This is a genomic window from Streptomyces sp. ISL-66 (genome assembly GCF_018614135.1).
Taxonomy (GTDB): domain Bacteria; phylum Actinomycetota; class Actinomycetes; order Streptomycetales; family Streptomycetaceae; genus Streptomyces.
In genome coordinates, this window is sequence record NZ_JAGGOW010000019.1 from 1 (window position 1) to 19822 (window position 19822).

At 71.4% G+C, this 19822-nt stretch carries 17 protein-coding genes; 15 read left to right on the forward strand and 2 right to left on the reverse strand.

The genetic code is table 11. The features are described from left to right. The 5 genes from J7E97_RS04095 to J7E97_RS04115 all read left to right on the forward strand — a co-directional run. The coding region (locus tag J7E97_RS04095; RefSeq protein ID WP_215022355.1) for a CdaR family transcriptional regulator at positions 1–792 on the forward strand (792 nt) is incomplete at its 5' end. 96 nt (positions 793–888) lie between these two features. Continuing rightward, the gene (locus J7E97_RS04100) at positions 889–1380 is read left to right on the forward strand and encodes a hypothetical protein (protein WP_215022357.1); all 492 of its coding nucleotides are present in this window, start codon (positions 889–891) and stop codon (positions 1378–1380) included. A 238-nt stretch (positions 1381–1618) separates the two neighbouring features. Then, complete coding sequence (locus J7E97_RS04105) at positions 1619–2776, forward strand: acyl-CoA dehydrogenase family protein (RefSeq protein ID WP_215022359.1); 1158 nt, start codon at positions 1619–1621, stop codon at positions 2774–2776. A 34-nt stretch (positions 2777–2810) separates the two neighbouring features. Next, positions 2811–3689, forward strand: a complete 879-nt coding sequence (locus tag J7E97_RS04110; RefSeq protein ID WP_215022360.1) for an acyl-CoA thioesterase II — start codon at positions 2811–2813, stop codon at positions 3687–3689. A 28-nt stretch (positions 3690–3717) separates the two neighbouring features. Beyond that, on the forward strand, positions 3718–4680 hold the full coding sequence (locus J7E97_RS04115; RefSeq protein WP_251053797.1) for a cation diffusion facilitator family transporter: 963 nt from the start codon (positions 3718–3720) through the stop codon (positions 4678–4680). A 133-nt stretch (positions 4681–4813) separates the two neighbouring features. Here the strand turns inward: J7E97_RS04115 and J7E97_RS04120 are convergent, their stop codons facing one another. Next, entirely contained in the window at positions 4814–5620 is an 807-nt protein-coding gene (locus J7E97_RS04120; protein WP_215022362.1) for a phosphatase, read from the reverse strand. 56 nt (positions 5621–5676) lie between these two features. After that, positions 5677–6255: a TetR/AcrR family transcriptional regulator gene (locus tag J7E97_RS04125; protein ID WP_215022364.1), complete on the reverse strand. Its 579-nt coding sequence runs from the start codon at positions 6253–6255 to the stop codon at positions 5677–5679. 100 nt (positions 6256–6355) lie between these two features. Between J7E97_RS04125 and J7E97_RS04130 the strand changes: the two genes are divergently transcribed. The 10 genes from J7E97_RS04130 (at position 6356) to J7E97_RS04175 (ending at position 19816) form a co-directional block, all read left to right on the forward strand. After that, positions 6356–7972, forward strand: a complete 1617-nt coding sequence (locus tag J7E97_RS04130) for a carboxyl transferase domain-containing protein (protein WP_215022366.1) — start codon at positions 6356–6358, stop codon at positions 7970–7972. Between the two features lie 16 nt (positions 7973–7988). Then, positions 7989–10151: a biotin carboxylase N-terminal domain-containing protein gene (locus tag J7E97_RS04135; protein WP_215022368.1), complete on the forward strand. Its 2163-nt coding sequence runs from the start codon at positions 7989–7991 to the stop codon at positions 10149–10151. Then, positions 10148–11080, forward strand: a complete 933-nt coding sequence (locus J7E97_RS04140) for a hydroxymethylglutaryl-CoA lyase (protein WP_215022370.1) — start codon at positions 10148–10150, stop codon at positions 11078–11080. The genes J7E97_RS04135 and J7E97_RS04140 overlap by 4 nt, the downstream gene beginning before the upstream one ends. Positions 11081–11088: 8 nt before the next feature. Further along, positions 11089–12249 (forward strand): acyl-CoA dehydrogenase family protein, encoded by a 1161-nt coding sequence (locus J7E97_RS04145; RefSeq protein ID WP_215022372.1) that lies wholly within the window; start codon positions 11089–11091, stop codon positions 12247–12249. Positions 12250–12381: 132 nt separating this feature from the next. Further along, positions 12382–13425, forward strand: a complete 1044-nt coding sequence (locus J7E97_RS04150) for an ABC transporter substrate-binding protein (RefSeq protein WP_215022374.1) — start codon at positions 12382–12384, stop codon at positions 13423–13425. 91 nt (positions 13426–13516) lie between these two features. Beyond that, the gene (locus J7E97_RS04155) at positions 13517–14452 is read left to right on the forward strand and encodes a siderophore-interacting protein (protein ID WP_215022376.1); all 936 of its coding nucleotides are present in this window, start codon (positions 13517–13519) and stop codon (positions 14450–14452) included. A gap of 187 nt (positions 14453–14639) precedes the next feature. Beyond that, positions 14640–16148, forward strand: coding sequence for an aspartate aminotransferase family protein (locus tag J7E97_RS04160; RefSeq protein WP_215022378.1), 1509 nt, complete (start codon positions 14640–14642; stop codon positions 16146–16148). Beyond that, positions 16132–17433: a lysine N(6)-hydroxylase/L-ornithine N(5)-oxygenase family protein gene (locus J7E97_RS04165; protein WP_215022380.1), complete on the forward strand. Its 1302-nt coding sequence runs from the start codon at positions 16132–16134 to the stop codon at positions 17431–17433. Before J7E97_RS04160 ends, J7E97_RS04165 begins: the two co-directional genes overlap by 17 nt. Continuing rightward, the gene (locus J7E97_RS04170) at positions 17430–18038 is read left to right on the forward strand and encodes a GNAT family N-acetyltransferase (RefSeq protein WP_215022381.1); all 609 of its coding nucleotides are present in this window, start codon (positions 17430–17432) and stop codon (positions 18036–18038) included. The genes J7E97_RS04165 and J7E97_RS04170 overlap by 4 nt, the downstream gene beginning before the upstream one ends. Beyond that, the gene (locus tag J7E97_RS04175; RefSeq protein ID WP_215022383.1) at positions 18035–19816 is read left to right on the forward strand and encodes an IucA/IucC family siderophore biosynthesis protein; all 1782 of its coding nucleotides are present in this window, start codon (positions 18035–18037) and stop codon (positions 19814–19816) included. The genes J7E97_RS04170 and J7E97_RS04175 overlap by 4 nt, the downstream gene beginning before the upstream one ends. Positions 19817–19822 lie beyond the last annotated feature (6 nt).

Here is a 19822-nt window from a genome sequence, read left to right on the forward strand (position 1 = left end):
GCGCTCACCCGCCGCGTGGCACCCGGCGCGGCGGTCACCGCCACCGCCGCGCACGGCGGGCTCCACCTCTCCGCCCACGCCCTCGGCGACGGCCGGGCGCTCGCCCTCGCCACGCCCTCGCGGGCCCCCGGCGACCACACCGTCGCCTCGGTGGCGGCCGTCCTGCTGACGCTGCTCACCGCCGACCGCCCGGCCGGGACGCAGGCCGCCGCCCTGACCCGCCTGCTGCTCGACGGGGAGCCGGGCCGGGCGCTGGAGCCCGGGCCCTGGTACGCCGTCCACGCCCGGGGCGGCGGGGATCCGCGGGCGCTGGCGGCCGCGCTGGGCACCGTACTGCTGGACCCGCGCGGGCCGGTCGTACGGCTGCTCACCGACCGCGAGCCAACCCCGCAGGCGGGCTGGCGGCTGGGCGTGAGCGCCGCGGCCGCGCCCGAAGGCCTGCCCGGAGCCGACGCCCAGGCCGGGCGGGCCCTGGAACGCGCCGAGGCGGCCCGTACCCCGCTGGCCCGGCACACGGACCCCGGCCTCGCGGGCCTGGTCGGCGAGGCCGAGGCCCGCGCCCACGCCGAGGCCCTGCTCGGCCCGCTCTCCCCCGCACTCCGCGACACCCTGCGCGCCTGGCTGGCCCACCACGGCAGCTGGGACCGCGGCGCGGCCGCGCTCGGCGTCCACCGCAACACGGTCCGCCAGCGCATCGCCCGGGCCGCCGCCCTGCTGGGCACCGACCTGGACGATCCGGACGTCCGGATGGAGCTGTGGTTCGCGCTGCGGCACACCGAGCCGGCGGGCTGACCCCCGGGCGCCGCAGGGGCCGTCCCGGCCCGGCGGGACGGCCCCTGACGGGAGGAGCGGATCGCGGTCCGTGACATTCGGGGCGACGCTTGGGACATGAACCGGCCGGACAGCTCCCCGGAGCCACGGGGGTGGGGACAGCGCCCACCCCAGGGCCCGCCGCCGTACGCGTACCCGCCCCCGGCCCCGGCGCGAAGGCGCCGCCGTTGGCCGTGGTTCCTGCTCGGTCTGGTCCTGCTGCTGCTCGGCGGCTGCGCCGCCCTCTTCGCCGTCTTCGTCAACGAGGTGTCCGAGGAAGCCGCGCGGCCCGCCCGGATCACCTACGCGGCGACCGGAACGGCCGCGCGCGCGACCATCTCGTACTCGACCTGGCGGGACGGAAACCTGGCCGCGAGCCAGGTCGGTGACCAGACCCTGCCGTGGACCAAGGAGATCGCCACGAAGGGCTTCGTCAAGGGCGGCTCGCTCGTCGTCACGCTGGGCGCCGACGGCGGCACCGCCACCTGCTCGGTGACGGTGGACGACTCGCCGCCCATCACGGCGACGGCCTCCGGCTCCTTCGCCTCGGCGGTCTGCAGCGGCTTCTAGTGCCGCGTCAGGCAACGTTCGCCCGTCAAGGAACGGCGTCTAGCTTTCGCGCGGCTGGTGAGGTTCACCGGGTCCCGCCGCGGGCGTGCTGCGCCTCACCCTGGACAGCCAGGTTGACTCCCGGGTAACTTAATCTGAGCAAGCGCTTAGACCCAAGCCATCATTTGAGCAACCACGACGGCGCGCAACCGCCTCCGCGAGAGCGGCGGCGGTTTGGCCGCAAAAGGGAGTGTCGGCTGTGCGCCGTACCGTTTTTGACGAGGACCACGAGGCGTTCCGCGAGACCATCCGCGCCTTCATCGAGGCCGAGGTCGTCCCGGTCTACGACGAGTGGTTCGCCGCCGGCCAGGCCCCGCGCGAGTTCTACTACAAGCTCGGCGAGCTGGGCGTCTTCGGGATCAACGTGCCCGAGGAGTTCGGCGGCGCCGGCCTGGACACCCACAAGTTCGAGGCCGTCCTCTACGAAGAGACCTCGCGCGCGGGCGTCAACTTCGGCGGCTCCGGCGTGCACGTGCTGCTCGCCCTCCCCTACCTCAAGATGCTGGCCGACGACGAGCAGAAGAAGCGCTTCCTGCCGAAGTTCGTCTCCGGCGAGGAGATGTGGGCCCTGGCGATGACCGAGCCGGGCACCGGCTCCGACGTCGCGGGCATGAAGACCACCGCCAAGCTCTCCGAGGACGGCACGCACTACGTCCTCAACGGCTCCAAGACCTTCATCACCGGCGGCGTGCACGCCGACCGCGTGATCGTCTGCGCCCGCACCTCCGCCCCCGGCGAGAACGACCGCCGCTTCGGCATCTCCCTCTTCGCCGTGGACACCAAGTCCGAGGGCTACTCGATCGGCCGCAAGCTCGACAAGCTGGGCCTGCGCACCTCCGACACCGCCGAGCTGGCCTTCGTCGACGTCAAGGTCCCGGTCGAGGACCTGCTGGGCGAGGAGAACAAGGGCTTCTACTACCTCGGCGCCAACCTGCCGTCCGAGCGCTGGGGCATCGCCTTCGGCGCGTACGCGCAGTCCAAGGCCGCCGTCCGGTTCGCCCAGCAGTACGTGACGGAGCGCACCGTCTTCGGCAAGCCGGTCGCGCACTTCCAGAACACCAAGTTCGAACTGGCCGCCTGCCAGGCCGAGGTGGACGCCGCCGAGGCCGTCGCCGACCGCGCCCTGGAAGCCCTGGACGCCGGCGAGCTGACGGCCGCCGAGGCCGCCTCCGCGAAGCTCTTCTGCACCGAGGTCGCGCACCGCGTCATCGACAAGTGCCTCCAGCTGCACGGCGGCTACGGTTACATGAACGAGTACCCGATCGCCCGCCTGTACGCCGACAACCGCGTGAACCGCATCTACGGCGGCACCAGCGAGGTCATGAAGTCCATCATCGCCAAGTCGATGGGCCTGTAGGACCCGGACGAAGAAGGAACAGCGCCTTCACCCCATGAACGAGGCACTGACGACGCTCCTCGATCTGCTCGACCTCGAGCAGATCGAGGAGAACATCTTCCGCGGTATCAGCCGTTCGGCGCTGGTACCGCGGGTCTTCGGCGGCCAGGTCGCGGCGCAGGCCCTGGTCGCGGCCGGCCGTACCGTGCCCGAGGACCGCACGGCGCACTCGCTGCACTCGTACTTCCTGCGCGCCGGCGACCCCGGCGCGCCCATCGTGTACTCGGTGGACCGGATCCGCGACGGGCGCTCCTTCACCACGCGCCGGGTGGTCGCCGTCCAGCACGGACAGCCGGTCTTCCACCTCTCCGCGTCCTTCCAGACGGACGAGGAAGGCCTCGACCACCAAGCCGCGATGCCCGATGCGCCCGATCCGCAGACCCTGCCGACGGCCGCCGAATCGCTCCCGCTCTACCGCGACGTCTTCCGCGACCCGGGCACCGTGGAGCGGCTGATCGAAGCACGCGGCGCGGTGGACCTGCGCTACGCCACGGTCCCGCCCTGGGGCAGCGTCGGCGAGCCGGTCGAACCGCGCTCGCAGGTGTGGTTCCGTACCGCCGGCAAGCTGGACAGCGCCGATCCCCTGCTGCACACCTGCCTGGCCACGTACGTCTCCGACATGACCCTGCTCGACTCGGTCCTGCTCGCCCACGGGCGGGGCGGCTGGGCGGTCGGCGACGTGGTCGGCGCCTCGCTGGACCACGCGATGTGGTTCCACCGGCCGTTCCGCGCGGACGAATGGCTGCTGTACGACCAGGAGTCGCCCTCGGCGGCCGCCGGCCGGGGCCTCGGCCAGGCCCGCATCTGGACCCAGGACGGGCGGCTGGCCGTGACGGTCATCCAGGAGGGCGTGGTGCGCGTCCCGCGCGCGTGAGCGGGGCCGTCCGACGTACCGTCAGCTCATGTCCAGCAGCAGCATGTCCGGCAGCAGCCTGCCCAGCAGCAGCGGAAGTGAAGGCGAAAGCGTCACCACGGTCGTCGTGGCCGTGGTCACCAACCTCGGGATCGCGGCCGCCAAGGCGGTCGGCGGGGTCGTCAGCGGATCGAGCGCCATGCTGTCGGAGGCCGCGCACTCCGTGGCGGACACGGTGACCGAGGTCCTGCTGCTGGCCGCGCTGAAGCGCAGCGCGAAGCCCGCGGACGAAGCGCACCCGCTGGGCTACGGGCCCGAGCGGTACATCTGGGCGCTGCTCGCGTCGATCGCGACCTTCGTCGGCGGCGCGGTGTTCGCGGTCTACGACGGCATCCACACGCTGGTCCACGGGGAGGACCCGGGGAACCCGACGCTGTCCTACATCATCCTCGCCGTCGCCTTCCTGCTGGAGGGCTACTCGCTGCTCGTCGCCTGGCGGCAGGTCAAGGGCGAGGCGGCGCGGATGCGGGCGCCGCTGGGGCTGTACGTGAAACACACCCCGGACACGGCGGTGAAGGCCGTCCTGCTGGAGAACGTGGCCGCGCTGATCGGCCTGGCCCTGGCGGCGGGCGGTCTGCTGGGCGCGCAGCTCACGGGCTCGGGCGCGTACGACGGGGTGGCCTCGCTGCTGATCGGTCTGCTGCTGGTGTGGGTGGCGTGGGAGCTGGGCCGCTCCAACGCCCGGTACCTGATCGGGCGGCCGCTGCCGGCGGGGATGCGGGCGGAGGTACGGGAGGAGCTCCTGTCGGTGCCGCACATCGAGGCGGTGCTGGAGCTGACCACGCTGGTGCAGGGGCCGGCGGAGGTGCTGATCGCCGCCAAGATCGACTTCCATGACCTGGCGTCGGCGAGGCAGGTGGAGGCCGCGTGCGAGGAGGCCGAGGCGCAGCTTCGGGAGCGGTTCCCGGCGATCCGCCGCGTGTACCTGGACCCGACCCCGACTCCTTCTTGACGCGCCGCTCGCACGGCCCGGCCCCTGGGGGGCCTCCCCCCGCCCGGGGGCCCCTCCCAGCGGTAGCCGGCGGAGCTTGCGGCGCTGGGGTCCGGGGGCTGGTCCCGGTCAGCGGCGCCGCGCGCGGGAACCGCTACAGCAGGCCCGCCGCGTCCAGGAGGTAGGCCACCATCGGGTCGTAGAAGCGCGGATCGCGGACGTGGTCGTCCAGGGGGACCGCCACCTGGAGGGTGCCTTCGGCCTCCGCCAGGAAGAGCGCCGGGTCGTTGCAGTCCGCGTAGCCCACCGCGTCCAGGCCGCGCTGCGCCGCGCAGCCCGCCCAGCCGTGGTCGGCGACGACCAGGTCCGGCTGGGGCCGGTCGTGCGCGGCCAGGCCGTCCAGGATCGCCGCCATCGGCGCCGGGGAGTGGGTGTGCCACAGCGTCGCGCCGCGCTCCAGGACCGCGACGTCCGCGAACTGCCACACCGAGCCCTCGTCGGCCACCAGACCCTGCGGGATCACCACGATCTCGCAGCCGGCCGCGCGCAGGGCGGCGGCCGTGGCCCGGTGGACGTCCAGCAGGCCTCCCGGGTGGCCCGTGGCCAGCAGCACGCTCTGCCGGTCCAGCGCGGCCTTGTGCAGCCGCGCCGCGAGACGGTCCAGGCCGGCCACCGTGAGCTCCGGGTCGATGGTGTCCTGGCCGAAGCGGTGGGCGACGTCGTCCACGACCCCGCAGCGCTCCGCCATCACCGCGAGCACGTCCTGCTCGTCCGTCCAGCGGTCGCCCAGCTCCAGGCCGAGCCAGTAGTGCCGGTCGCCGTTGGCGAGTTTGCGGTAATGCGCGAGGTTGTTGTCGCGCGGGGTCGCCACGTCCCCCGCGATCCTCGTCCGGACCAGGTGGTCGACGAGTTCGGCTCGGCTGGGGACAGGCGTCTCTATCGGCTTCGGCATGCGGCCCATTCTGCCGCCGCCCGCCCGGAGCCGTCCCCTCCATCCCGACCAGCGGACGAGCCCCGTCACCCCGACAACGCCCCGAAGGCCCCGTTGACGAGCCGCCGCAGCAGGGCTTCCATCGCCTCCCGGCCGAGCGCGGCCAGGTGCGGGGTGGAGTTCAGCAGGCCGAAGACCGCGTGCACGCAGACCCGTACCTCCACCTCGCCCACCTCGGGATGCAGTTCCCGTACGACGTCGACCCACAGCTCGACGTACTGGCGCTGCAGCTGCCGTACGAGCTTGCGGTCGGCCTCGCGCAGCCGGTCGAGCTCCCGGTCGTGGAGGGTGATCAGCGCCCGGTCGTCGAGCGCGAAGTCGATGTGGCCGTCGATGAGGGAGGCCAGTACGCCGGACGGGTCGCCGGCCGCCGCCTCCACCCGTCGGCGGCCGCCGGTCAGCAGCCGCTCGCTGATGCCGACGAGGAGCTCGGCGAGCATGGCGTCCTTGCCCGCGAAGTGCCGGTACAGGCCGGGGCCGCTGATGCCCACGGCGGCGCCTATCTCGTCCACGCCGACGCCGTGGAAGCCGCGCGCGGCGAAGAGGCGGGCGGCCTCGTTGAGGATCTGCTCGCGACGGGTCGGGGCGGCCGCTCTGGTGCTCATGGGAATCCATTCTAGACAGGGCCGTTAGCGGTCGTTAACCTAAGTCCCACATGCGTTAACGCTCATTAACAGGCGTGTACCGAGCAAGGGAGCTCGACCGATGCAGCAGGCACCAGTGCTGGCGAGCGCCGCCGACCCGGCGTCCGACGCCTGGCGGGCCAACGAGGCCGCCCACCGCGAGCTCGCCGAGGGCCTGCGCGCCCGGCTGGAGGCGGCCCGGCTCGGCGGCGGGGAGAAGGCCCGGGCCCGCCACACCGCGCGCGGGAAGCTCCTTCCCCGCGACCGCGTGGACGCCCTCCTCGACCCCGGATCGCCCTTCCTGGAGCTGGCCCCGCTGGCCGCCGAGGACATGTACGGGGGCGCGGCCCCGGCCGCCGGGGTCATCGCGGGCATCGGCCGGGTCAGCGGCCGCGAGTGCGTGATCGTCGCGAACGACGCCACCGTCAAGGGCGGCACGTACTACCCGATGACCGTCAAGAAGCACCTGCGGGCCCAGGAGGTGGCCCTGGAGAACCGTCTCCCCTGCCTCTACCTGGTCGACTCGGGCGGCGCCTTCCTGCCCATGCAGGACGAGGTCTTCCCCGACCGCGACCACTTCGGCCGCATCTTCTACAACCAGGCCCGCATGTCGGGGGCCGGCATCCCGCAGATCGCCGCCGTCCTCGGCTCCTGCACGGCCGGTGGCGCGTACGTACCGGCCATGAGCGACGAGGCCGTCATCGTGCGCGGCCAGGGCACGATCTTCCTCGGCGGCCCGCCGCTGGTGAAGGCGGCCACCGGCGAGGTCGTCACCGCCGAGGAGCTGGGCGGCGGCGAGGTCCACTCCCGGACCTCCGGCGTCACCGACCACCTCGCGCAGGACGACGCGCACGCGCTGCGGATCGTACGGAACATCGTGGCGACCCTGCCCGCGCGCGGGGCCCTGCCCTGGTCCGTCGAGGCTCCCGAGGAGCCCAAGGTGGACCCGTACGGGCTGTACGGGGCGGTCCCGGTCGACTCCCGCACCCCCTACGACGCCCGCGAGATCATCGCCCGGCTGGTGGACGGGTCCCGCTTCCAGGAGTTCAAGGCGGAGTTCGGGCAGACCCTGGTGACCGGCTTCGCCCGGATCCACGGCCACCCGGTCGGCATCGTCGCCAACAACGGCATCCTCTTCTCCGAATCGGCCCAGAAGGGCGCGCACTTCATCGAGCTGTGCGACCAGCGCGGCATCCCGCTGCTCTTCCTCCAGAACATCTCCGGCTTCATGGTCGGCCGGGACTACGAGGCCGGCGGCATCGCCAAACACGGCGCCAAGATGGTCACGGCGGTGGCCTGCACGCGGGTCCCGAAGCTGACGGTGGTGGTGGGCGGCTCGTACGGCGCGGGCAACTACTCCATGTGCGGGCGGGCCTATTCGCCGCGCTTCCTGTGGATGTGGCCCAACGCCAAGATCTCGGTGATGGGCGGCGAGCAGGCCGCGTCCGTCCTGGCCACGGTCAAGCGCGACCAGATCGAGGGCGCCGGCCAGGAATGGCCGGCCGAGGACGAGGAGGCCTTCAAGGCCCCGGTCCGGGCCCAGTACGAGGCGCAGGGCAACGCCTACTACGCCACCGCGCGGCTGTGGGACGACGGGGTCATCGACCCGCTGGAGACCCGGCAGGTGCTGGGACTGGCCCTGACCGCGTGCGCGAACGCCCCCCTGGGCGACTCCGGCTTCGGCATCTTCCGCATGTGACGTGAGGACCTCACTGATGTTCAGCACTGTTCTGGTCGCCAACCGGGGCGAGATCGCGGTACGGGTCATCCGCACGCTGCGCGAGCTCGGCATCCGCTCCGTGGCCGTCTTCAGCGACGCCGACGCGGACGCCCGGCACGTACGGGAGGCCGACACGGCCGTCCGCATCGGCCCGGCGGCGGCCGCCGAGAGCTACCTGTCCGTGGAGCGGCTGCTCGACGCGGCACGCCGGACGGGGGCGGAAGCGGTCCACCCCGGCTACGGCTTCCTCGCCGAGAACGCGGCCTTCGCGCAGGCCTGCGCCGAGGCCGGGCTGGCCTTCATCGGGCCCCCGGCGAGCGCCATCTCCCTGATGGGCGACAAGATCCGCGCCAAGGAGACGGTCAAGGCGGCGGGCGTGCCCGTGGTCCCCGGCTCCTCGGGCAGCGGTCTGTCGGACGCCGAACTGGTCCTTGCCGCCGAGGAGATCGGCATGCCGGTGCTGCTGAAGCCCTCGGCGGGCGGCGGCGGCAAGGGCATGCGGCTGGTGCGGGACGCGGCGGCGCTGGGCGAGGAGATCGCCTCGGCGCGGCGCGAGGCGCGGTCCTCCTTCGGCGACGACACGCTGCTCGTGGAGCGGTGGGTGGACCGGCCCCGGCACATCGAGATCCAGGTGCTGGCGGACGCGCACGGGAACGTGGTGCACCTGGGCGAGCGCGAGTGCTCGCTCCAGCGGCGGCACCAGAAGGTGATCGAGGAGGCGCCGTCGGTCCTGCTGACGCCGCAGCTGCGCGCGTCGATGGGCGCGGCGGCGGTGGAGGCGGCGCGGTCGTGCGGGTACGTGGGCGCGGGCACGGTGGAGTTCATCGTCCCGGGCGGCGACCCCTCGTCGTACTTCTTCATGGAGATGAACACCCGGCTCCAGGTGGAGCACCCGGTGACGGAGCTGATCACCGGGCTGGACCTGGTGGAACAGCAGCTGCGGGTGGCGGCGGGCGCCGAGCTGGGCTTCGGCCAGTCGGACGTCACCCTGACCGGGCACGCGATCGAGGCCCGGGTCTGCGCGGAGGATCCGGCGCGGGGCTTCCTGCCGTCCGGCGGTACGGTCCTGGCCCTGTCGGAGCCGAACGGCGGCCCCGTCCGTACGGATTCCGGGCTGCTGGCGGGCGTGCCGGTGGGGTCCACGTACGACCCGATGCTGTCGAAGGTCATCGTCCATGGACCCGACCGAGCGGCTGCCCTGCGGTTGCTGCGCGGGGCTCTGGCCGACACGGTGATCCTGGGTGTCCAGACCAACACCGGATTCCTGCGGAGGCTGCTGGCACACCCGGACGTGGTCTCCGGCGACCTGGACACCGGTCTGGTGGAGCGGGACCTCGCCGAGCTCCTGCCGGCGGGCGTCCCGCCGGAGGTGTATGCGGCGGCGGCAATGCTGTCGCTCCCCCACCCCGCCCCTTCCCGAAACCGGGCCTCCGCCCCGGAGCCCGCGCCTCACACGCCGGCGGGGCTCAGGGTGGCTGCTGGGCAGGAGGGATGGATCGACCCGTTCGACGCCGCCAGCGGCTGGCGCCTCGGGGGTACTCCCGCTTGGACCGTGCACCACTTCCGCCTCCCGGGCCAGGATCCAGTGATGATCCGCACCCGCCCGGCCGGAACCGACTCCGGCTCCACCCTCGGCTCGGGCCCGGGTTCGGGCTTCACGGAGGTCCTCCTGGCCGACGCCGGGGCACATGCGGTCTCGCCGGCGTCTGAGGCGCGCGGTCCGGGGCAGAGCCCCGGCGCACCGGCCCGTGGCAGGATCCTCAGCCGCACCGCCGACACCGTCACCATCGAACTCGACGGCGTCACCCACCGGTTCAGCCATGCCTCCTCCCCGGAGGGGACCTGGCTCGGACGCGAAGGCGACTCCTGGCACCTCCAGGACCACGACCCCGTCGCGGCGAACCTCAGCGGCGCCGGACGCGGCGGCGCGGACACCCTCGCCGCCCCCATGCCCGGCACCGTCACGGTCGTCAAGGTCGCCGTCGGCGAGAAGGTCATCGCCGGGCAGAGCCTGCTCGTCGTGGAGGCCATGAAGATGGAGCACGTCATCTCCGCTCCCCACGCCGGCACCGTCACCGAACTCGACGTCACCCCCGGCACCACCGTCGCCATGGACCAGGTCCTGGCCGTCGTCACCCCCGACGAGGAGAGCGAATGAACGGGCTCCCGATGAGTTTCGCGGCCGAGGGCCTGCCGGCCCGGGTCCGCATCCACGAGGTCGGCGCCCGCGACGGGCTGCAGAACGAGAAGACGGCCGTCCCGACCCGCGTGAAGGCCGAGTTCGTGCACCGGCTGGCCGCCGCCGGACTCACCACCATCGAGGCGACCAGCTTCGTGCACCCCAAGTGGGTGCCCCAGCTGGCCGACGCCGAGGAGCTGTTCCCCCTCCTCGCCGACGTGGAGGCCGCCCTGCCCGTCCTCGTACCCAACGAGCGCGGCCTCGACCGCGCGCTCGCGCTCGGTGCCACCCGCATCGCCGTGTTCGGTTCGGCCACCGAGACCTTCGCGTCCCGCAACCTCAACCGCACCGTCGCCGAGTCCCTCGCGATGTTCGAGCCCGTCGTGGCCCGCGCGAAGGAGCAGGAGGCGCACGTGCGCGGCTACCTCTCCATGTGCTTCGGCGACCCCTGGGAGGGCCCGGTCCCGGTCCACCAGGTGGTCGGCGTGGCCAAGGCCCTGCTCGACCTCGGCTGTGACGAGCTGAGCCTCGGCGACACCATCGGCGTCGCCACCCCGGGGCACGTCCAGGCCCTCCTCAGCGAGCTGGGCGAGGCGGGCGTGGGCACCGACCGCATCGGCGTGCACTTCCACGACACCTACGGCCAGGCCCTGTCCAACACCCTCGCCGCGCTCCAGCACGGCGTGACCACCGTCGACGCCTCGGCGGGCGGCCTCGGCGGATGCCCGTACGCGAAGAGCGCCACCGGCAATCTCGCCACCGAGGACCTCGTCTGGATGCTCGACGGCCTCGGCATCGAGACCGGGGTCGATCTGGCCGCCCTCACCGCCACGAGCGTGTGGATGGCCGAGCAGTTGGGGCGACCCAGCCCCTCCCGTACCGTCCGAGCCCTCTCCCACAAGGAGTAACGAAGACCATGGCCCTCGACCACCGGCTCACCCCCGAGCACGAGGAACTCCGCCGCACCGTCGAGGCGTTCGCGCACGATGTGGTGGCGCCGAAGATCGGCGATCTGTACGAGCGGCACGAGTTCCCGTACGAGATCGTCCGCGAGATGGGCCGCATGGGCCTGTTCGGCCTGCCCTTCCCGGAGGAGTACGGCGGCATGGGCGGCGACTACCTCGCCCTCGGCATCGCCCTGGAGGAGCTGGCCCGCGTCGACTCCTCGGTCGCCATCACCCTGGAGGCGGGCGTCTCGCTGGGCGCGATGCCCCTCTACCTCTTCGGCACCGAGGAGCAGAAGCGGGAGTGGCTGCCGAAGATGTGCTCCGGCGAGGTCCTGGGCGCCTTCGGCCTGACCGAGCCGGGAGCGGGCAGCGACGCGGGCGGCACCCGCACCACCGCGGTCCGCGAGGGCGACGAGTGGGTGATCAACGGCTCGAAGTGCTTCATCACCAACTCCGGTACGGACATCACCGGTCTGGTCACCGTCACCGCCGTGACGGGCCGCAAGGCGGACGGCCGACCGGAGATCTCCTCGATCATCGTCCCCTCCGGCACCCCGGGCTTCACCGTGGCCGCCCCGTACTCCAAGGTGGGCTGGAACTCCTCGGACACCCGCGAACTGTCCTTCGACGGCGTGCGGGTCCCCCTCGCCAACCTCGTCGGCCAGGAGGGCCGCGGCTACGCCCAGTTCCTGCGGATCCTCGACGAGGGCCGCATCGCCATCTCGGCGCTCGCGACCGGCCTCGCGCAGGGCTGCGTGGACGAGTCCGTGAAGTACGCGAAGGAGCGGCACGCCTTCGGCAAGGCGATCGGCGAGAACCAGTCCATCCAGTTCAAGCTGGCGGACATGGAGATGCGCGCCCACATGGCCCGGATCGGCTGGCGCGACGCGGCCTCCCGGCTGGTGGCCGGGGAGCCGTTCAAGAAGGAGGCGGCCATCGCGAAGCTGTACTCCTCGACGGTGGCCGTGGACAACGCGCGCGACGCCACGCAGATCCACGGCGGATACGGATTCATGAACGAGTACCCGGTGGCCCGCATGTGGCGGGACTCGAAGATCCTCGAGATCGGCGAGGGCACGAGCGAGGTCCAGCGCATGCTCATCGCCCGCGAGCTGGGACTTCCGGGCTAGCCACGCCGCGTACCAACCAATGAAGGGGGCCCTGGAACTTAGGGCCCCCTTACCGCTTTCAGGCAAGGTTAGGCTAACCTTCCTAACGAACGGCCCGACGGCCGCCCGGCACGCACGAAAGCGGACATCGACATGCCCAAGTCCCGATCCTCCCTCCTCACCCGCCGCGGTCTCATCGCGGCGGGCGGCGCTCTCGGCCTCGTCGCCGCGCTCACCGCCTGCGGCGGCAACGACACCGCGGAGGACGGCTCGGGCAGCAAGGACAAGGGTGGCGCGGCCGCGGGCCCCTGGACCTTCCAGGACGACCTCGCCAAGCAGCCCCTGACCGCCAGGTCGACGCCGAAGAACATCGTCGCCTTCACCGGCACCGCCGCCGCGCTGTACGACTACGGCGTCAACGTCAAGGGCGTCTTCGGCCCGGCGAAGACCGCCGACGGCAAGGCCGACGTCCAGGCCGGCTCGATGGACATCTCCAAGGTCGAGATCCTCGGCAACGTCTACGACGAGTTCAACGTCGAGAAGTACGCGGCCCTCCAGCCCGACCTGCTGGTCACCAACACCTGGGACGGCACGTACTGGTACGTGCCGGAGGCCTCCAAGGACAAGATCCTGGGGCTCGCCCCGGCCGCGGCGATCGGCGTGGGCGGCGACGTCTCGATGGACAAGGCCCTGGCCCGCACCGCGGACCTCGCCAAGTCCCTGGGCGCCGACATGAACGCCAAGAAGGCCGTCGACGGCAAGGCCCGCTTCGAGGCGGCCTCCGCGAAGCTCCGCGAGGCCACCAAGGCCAACCCGGGCATCAAGGTGCTCGTCGGCTCCGGCTCCGCCGACCTGTTCTACGTCTCCACCGCCGCGACCTCCGCCGACCTGAAGTACTTCCAGTCGCTCGGCGTCGAGTTCGTCACTCCGGAGAAGACCGACGAGGGCGGCTTCTTCGAGAGCCTCAGCTGGGAGAACGCGGGCAAGTACAAGGCCGACGTCGTCCTCCTCGACAGCCGCACCGGCACGCTGCAGCCGACCGAGCTGAAGGCCAAGCCGACCTGGGCCGAGCTGCCCGCCGTCAAGGCCAACCAGGTCACCCCCCGCGTGACCGAGCCGATCTACTCGTACGAGAAGTGCGCGCAGATCCTGGAAGACCTCGCGAAGTCCATCCAGAACGCCAAGAAGGTCAGCTGACCTCAGACCGTCCGGCCCCGGTGCCTCTCCCAGGCGCCGGGGCCTTCCTCTTGCACCGCCGCCGCACCGCAGACTCCCAGGGGGAATCCGCATGACCGCCACCGCACCCGAAGCGAACGACACCGACACGGGCGGCGCGGCTCCGGCCGCCGCCGCCCGGCACTTCCGGTTCTTCGAGCTCGAAGTGCTCCGCACGCGCCGACTCGGAGCATCGTTCCTGCGCATCACCTTCGGCGGCGCGTCCCTCACGGAGTTCCGCTCGGGCGGTTACGACCAGAGCCTGTCCCTCTTCCTTCCGCCCGCCGGCCGCGAGCACACGGTGCTGCCGTCCACGGGTGAGGACACCTGGTTCGCGCACTGGCGCGGGATGCCGGACGAGGAACGTCCGGTGATGCGCTCGTACACCGTCCGCGAGCAGCGGCGGACCTCCGAGGGCGCGGACGAGGTCGACATCGACTTCGTCCTGCACGGGGACTCCTCCCCGGCCTCCTCCTGGGCGGGCCGCGCGGTCAGCGGCCGTCGCATCCTGGCCATCGGCCCGGCCGTCGCGGAGAACAAGTCCGTACGTTTCCAGCCGCCGGCCGCCACCGACGCGATCCTCATGTACGCGGACGAGACCGCCCTGCCCGCCGCCGCCGCGATCCTGGACGGGCTCGCCGACGGCAGCCGGGTCAGGGCCTGGTTCGAGGTCCCGCACGAGGACGACCGGCTGGTCCTGCCGACGCGCGCCGACGCCGACATCACCTGGGTGGTCCGCGAGAGCGGAACGGGCCGGGAGCGCACCGATCGACTGCTGGACGTGCTGCGGGCGGCCGAACTCCCCGCCGCCGAAGCCCCGTACGCCTGGATCGCCGGCGAGTCGGCGACGATCCGCGCCGTGCGCAGGCACTTCGTGCGGGAGCGCGGAGTGGACCGGCGCGCGGTGCGCTTCACCGGCTACTGGCGGCTCGGCGCGAGCGAGGAGGAGCTCCTCGCGGAGGCGTACGCGGGTCAGGCGCCCAGCGAGGACCCGTCGGCGGCGCTCTAGCACCGCACGGGAGAGGTTCACCGGGTCGCGCGCCGACGCGACCTGCGCTCCAACTCCCGCTTGACTGAAGACACTTGAAAGGGCCCCGGCTTATGGCCGGGGCCCTCTCTTTTTTGGCTGATGACTTAGGTTAGGCTAACCTAAGTTTCAACTCCACACCCTGCTCCCCCTGCCCGGAGGAAAGTTGATGCGTCAGCATCTGCTCAACGAGACGACCGCGGACCTCTACCGGCGTTCCGTCACCGAGGGCGTCGCGCGTGTCGCGGCCAGACTCGCCACGACGCAGCGGCCCCACACCGGCATATCCGTCGACGCACTCGCCCCGGTCATCGCCGGCATCGACCTGGACTCCCCGCTCGAAGACGCGGCCGCCGCCCTCGACGAGCTGGAGGACGTCTACCTCCGCGACGCCGTCTACTTCCACCACCCGCGTTATCTCGGCCACCTCAACTGCCCGGTGGTCATCCCGGCCGTACTCGGGGAAGCCGTCCTGTCGGCCGTCAATTCCTCGCTCGACACCTGGGACCAGTCCATCGGCGGCACGCTCATCGAGCGCCGCCTCATCGACTGGACCGCGCGGCGCATCGGCCTCGGCCCCGGCGCGGACGGCATCTTCACCTCCGGCGGCAGCCAGTCGAACTTCCACGCGCTGCTCCTGGCCCGCGACGAGGCCTGCCGTCTGGTCATGCGGCACGCGGCGAACGCGGCACGGGAGCCGCAGGAGCTTCCCAAGTCCGAAGTCCTCCCGAAGCTGCGCATCTTCACCTCCGAAGCCAGCCACTTCAGCGTGCAGAAGTCGGCGGCCATGCTGGGCCTGGGCTACGAGGCCGTCATCTCCGTCCCGGTCGACCGCAACCGCCGGATGGACACCTCCGTCCTCGCGCTGGAGCTGGAGAACTGCGCCGCCGAGGGCCTCTTCCCCATGGCCGTCGTGGCCACCGCCGGCACCACCGACTTCGGGTCCATCGACCCGCTCCCGGAGATCGCCCGGCTCGCCGCCGAGCACTCCGCCTGGATGCACGTGGACGCCGCGTACGGCTGCGGCCTGCTGGTCTCCCCCACCCGCCGGCACCTGCTCGACGGCATCGAGCTGGCCGACTCCGTGACGGTCGACTACCACAAGTCCTTCTTCCAGCCGGTCAGTTCCAGCGCGCTGCTGGTCCGCGACCGCGACACGATGAAGCACGCCACATACCACGCCGACTACCTCAACCCCCGCCGGATGGCGGAGGAGCGGATCCCCAATCAAGTCGACAAGTCGATCCAGACCACGCGCCGCTTCGACGCGCTCAAGCTCTGGATGACCCTGCGCGTCATGGGCGCCGACGGCGTCGGCTCGCTCTTCGACGAAGTCATCGACCTGGCCGCGGCCGGCTGGGACGTCATCGACGCCGACCCGCGCTTCGAGGTCGTCGTCAAGCCGCAGATCTCCACCCTCGTCTTCCGCTACGTGCCACGCCCCGATGGCCTCGACGTGCCCGCCGCCCTCGTCGACGAAGCCAACCTGCACGCCCGCAAGGCCCTGTTCGCCTCCGGTGAGGCCGTCGTGGCCGGCACCAAGGTGGACGGGAAGCAGTACCTGAAGTTCACCCTTCTCAATCCGCAGACCACGACGGCCGACATCACGGCCGTCCTCGACCTCCTCGCCGTACACGCCGAGCAGTTCCTGGGAGAGTCCCTTGTCGTCCACCGTTAAGCCCCGTGACTTCATCGGCATCGGTCTCGGTCCCTTCAACCTGGGACTCGCCTGCCTGACCGCGCCGATCGACGAGCTCGACGGCCTCTTCATCGAGTCGAAGCCGCACTTCGAGTGGCACGCCGGCATGTTCCTGGACGGCGCGCACCTCCAGACGCCCTTCATGTCGGACCTGGTGACCCTCGCCGACCCGACCTCGCCCTTCTCCTTCCTGAACTACCTGAAGGACAGGGACCGGCTGTACTCCTTCTACATCCGCGAGAGCTTCTACCCGCTGCGGACCGAGTACAACGACTACTGCCGCTGGGCCGCCGACCGCCTCGACAACGTCCTGTACTCCACCTCCGTCACCGAGGTCACCCACGACGAGGCCGCCGGGCTCTACGAGGTCCGCACCGACCAGGGCGAAACCCACCTGGCCCGCCGCCTGGTCCTGGGCACCGGCACCCCGCCGTACGTCCCCCCGGCTTGCGCCCGGGCCGGCGGCGACTTCGTCCACAACTCGGCCTACGCGCAGAACAAGGCGGAGCTGCGGCGCAAGAAGTCGATCACCCTGGTGGGCTCCGGCCAGAGCGCGGCCGAGATCTACTACGACCTGCTGTCCGAGATCGACGTGCACGGCTACCAGCTCAACTGGATCACCCGCTCCCCGCGCTTCTTCCCGCTGGAGTACACCAAGCTGACGCTGGAGATGACCTCCCCCGAGTACGTGGACTACTTCCACGCGCTCCCCGAGGACACCCGCTACCGCCTGGAGACCCAGCAGAAGAACCTCTTCAAGGGCATCGACGGCGAGCTCGTCAACGCGATCTTCGACCTGCTCTACCAGAAGAAGGTCTCCTCGCCGGGCCCGGTCACCACCACCCTGCTGACCAACACCTCGCTCAACTCCGCCGCGTACGACACCACCACGGGGACGTACACGCTCGGGCTGCGCCAGGAGGAGCAGGAGCGGGACTTCTCCCTCAGCAGCGAGGGTTTGGTCCTCGCGACGGGCTACCGGTACGAGCTGCCCGACTTCCTGGCCCCCGTCCGCGACCGTCTGAACTTCGACGGCCGCGGCCGCCCCGACGCGGCGCGCAACTACAGCATCGACACCACCGGCCGCGGCGTGTTCCTCCAGAACGGCACGGTCCACAACCACTCGATCACCTCGCCCGACCTGGGCATGGCCGCGTACCGCAACGCGTACATCATCGCCGAGCTGCTCGGCCGCGAGTACTACAAGGTCGAGAAGTCCATCGCGTTCCAGCAGTTCGCAGCCCCGGAAGGCGCTTTCGCATGAGCACCACCACCGACGTCCTGTTCACCCGCACCGATCCGGCCCTGGGCGCCTTCTCGGTCCGCCCGCTGGACCCCTTCACCGACGCGGAGCTGTTGCACGGCTGGGTCACGCACCCCAAGGCCGCGTTCTGGATGATGCGGGAGGCCTCGCTGCCGGACGTGGAGCGCGAGTACATGCGCATCGCCGCCCACGAGCACCACGACGCCTTCATCGGCCTCCACGAGGGCCGCCCCGCCTTCCTGATGGAGCGCTACGACCCCAGCGAGCTGGAGCTGGTCGGCCTGTACGACCCCCTGCCCGGTGACGTCGGCATGCACTTCCTCGTCGCCCCCGGCGACACCCCGCTGCACGGCTTCACCCGCGCGGTCATCACCACCGTCATGGCGGCCCTCTTCGCCGACCCGGCGACGCGCCGCGTCGTGGTGGAGCCCGACGTGCGCAACGAGGCCGTGCACGCGCTGAACGAGGCGGTCGGCTTCGTGCCCGACGGCCCGGTCACCAAGCCGGAGAAGGAAGCCCTGCTGAGCTTCTGCACCCGCGAGCAGTTCGCAGCCGCCACCGGCCTGACGAGCCTGGCCGGCCTCACCACGGGAGCGTCGATATGAGCCTCACCGACGCCGTCTCCCACCTCTCCCCCGAGCTGTGGGCCCGCGCCAACCGCGCCCTGGTCAAGAAGGCCCTGGCGGAGTTCTCCCACGAGCGCCTGCTGACTCCGGCGCCGCTGGGCGAGAACGCGTACGCCGTCCTCAGCGACGACCGCACGGTCGAGTACCGCTTCACCGCGGCCCTGCACGCCCTGGACCACTGGGCGGTGGACGAGGCGTCCATCACCCGCCACCGCGACGGCGTCGAACTGCCGCTGGACGCCATCGACTTCCACATCGAGCTGAAGGACTCCCTGGGTCTCGGCGCGGAGGTCCTTCCCGTCTACCTGGAGGAGATCTCCTCCACCCTGGCCGGCTCGGGCTTCAAGTACACGAAGCCGCAGATCTCCTCCGCCGTCCTCGCGAAGTCCTCCTTCCAGGACATCGAGACCGGCATGACCGAGGGCCACCCCTGCTTCGTCGCCAACAACGGCCGCCTCGGCTTCGGCGTGCACGAGTACCTCTCGTACGCCCCGGAGACCGCGAGCCCCGTCCACCTGGTGTGGGTGGCGGCCCGCAAGGACGTCTCCACCTTCACGGCGGGCTCGGGCCTGGACCACGACTCCTTCATGCGCGCGGAGCTCGGCGAAGCCGCCGTCGAGCGGTTCGAGAACTCCCTGAAGGCCCTGGACCTGGACCCGGCGGACTACCACTTCTTCCCGGTGCACCCCTGGCAGTGGTGGAACAAGACCACGGTCACCTTCGCCGCGGAGATCGCCCATCGCCGTCTGGTCCTGCTGGCCGAGGGCGAGGACGCCTACCTCGCCCAGCAGTCGATCCGTACGTTCTTCAACACCAGCGCCCCCGAGAAGCACTACGTCAAGACGGCGATCTCGGTCCTCAACATGGGCTTCATGCGCGGCCTGTCCGCCGCCTACATGGAGGCCACCCCGGCCATCAACGACTGGCTGCACCAGCTGATCCAGTCGGACGAGGTCCTGCGCTCCGTCAACTTCTCGATCATCCGCGAGCGCGCGGCGATCGGCTACCACCCCCGCCAGTACGAACGCGCCACCGACCGGTACTCCCCGTACCGCAAGATGCTGGCCGCGCTGTGGCGCGAGTCCCCGGTGGCCTCGCTGCGGGGCGAGGAGCGCCTGGCCACGATGGCCTCGCTCCTCCACGTGGACGCGCAGGGCAAGTCCTTCGTCGGCGCGCTGATCGCGGAGTCCGGGCTCACCCCGACCGAATGGCTGCGCTCGTACCTGCGCGCCTACCTGGTCCCGCTCCTGCACTGCTTCTACCGGTACGACCTCGCGTACATGCCGCACGGCGAGAACACGATCCTCGTCATCGAGAACGGCGTGGTGACGCGGGCGATCTTCAAGGACATCGCCGAGGAGATCGTCGTCATGGACGCGGACGCGGTCCTGCCGCCGGCCGTGGAGCGCGTGCGGGCGGAGATCCCGGAGGACGTGAAGCTGCTGTCGATCTTCACGGACGTCTTCGACTGCTTCTTCCGCTTCCTGGGCTCGATCCTGGTCTCGGAGGGCATCTGCGAGGAGGACACCTTCTGGCGGGCGGTCGCGGACTGCGGCCACGACTACCAGAAGTCGCTCCCGGCCCTGGCGGACCGCTTCGCCCGCTACGACCTCTTCGCGGAAGAGTTCCAGCTGTCCTGCCTCAACCGCCTCCAGCTGCGCGACAACAAGCAGATGGTCGACCTCGCCGACCCGGCCGCCGCCCTCCAGCTGATCGGCACCCTCAAGAACCCCGTGGCACCCTTCGCCCGGCGGTGAACAGGG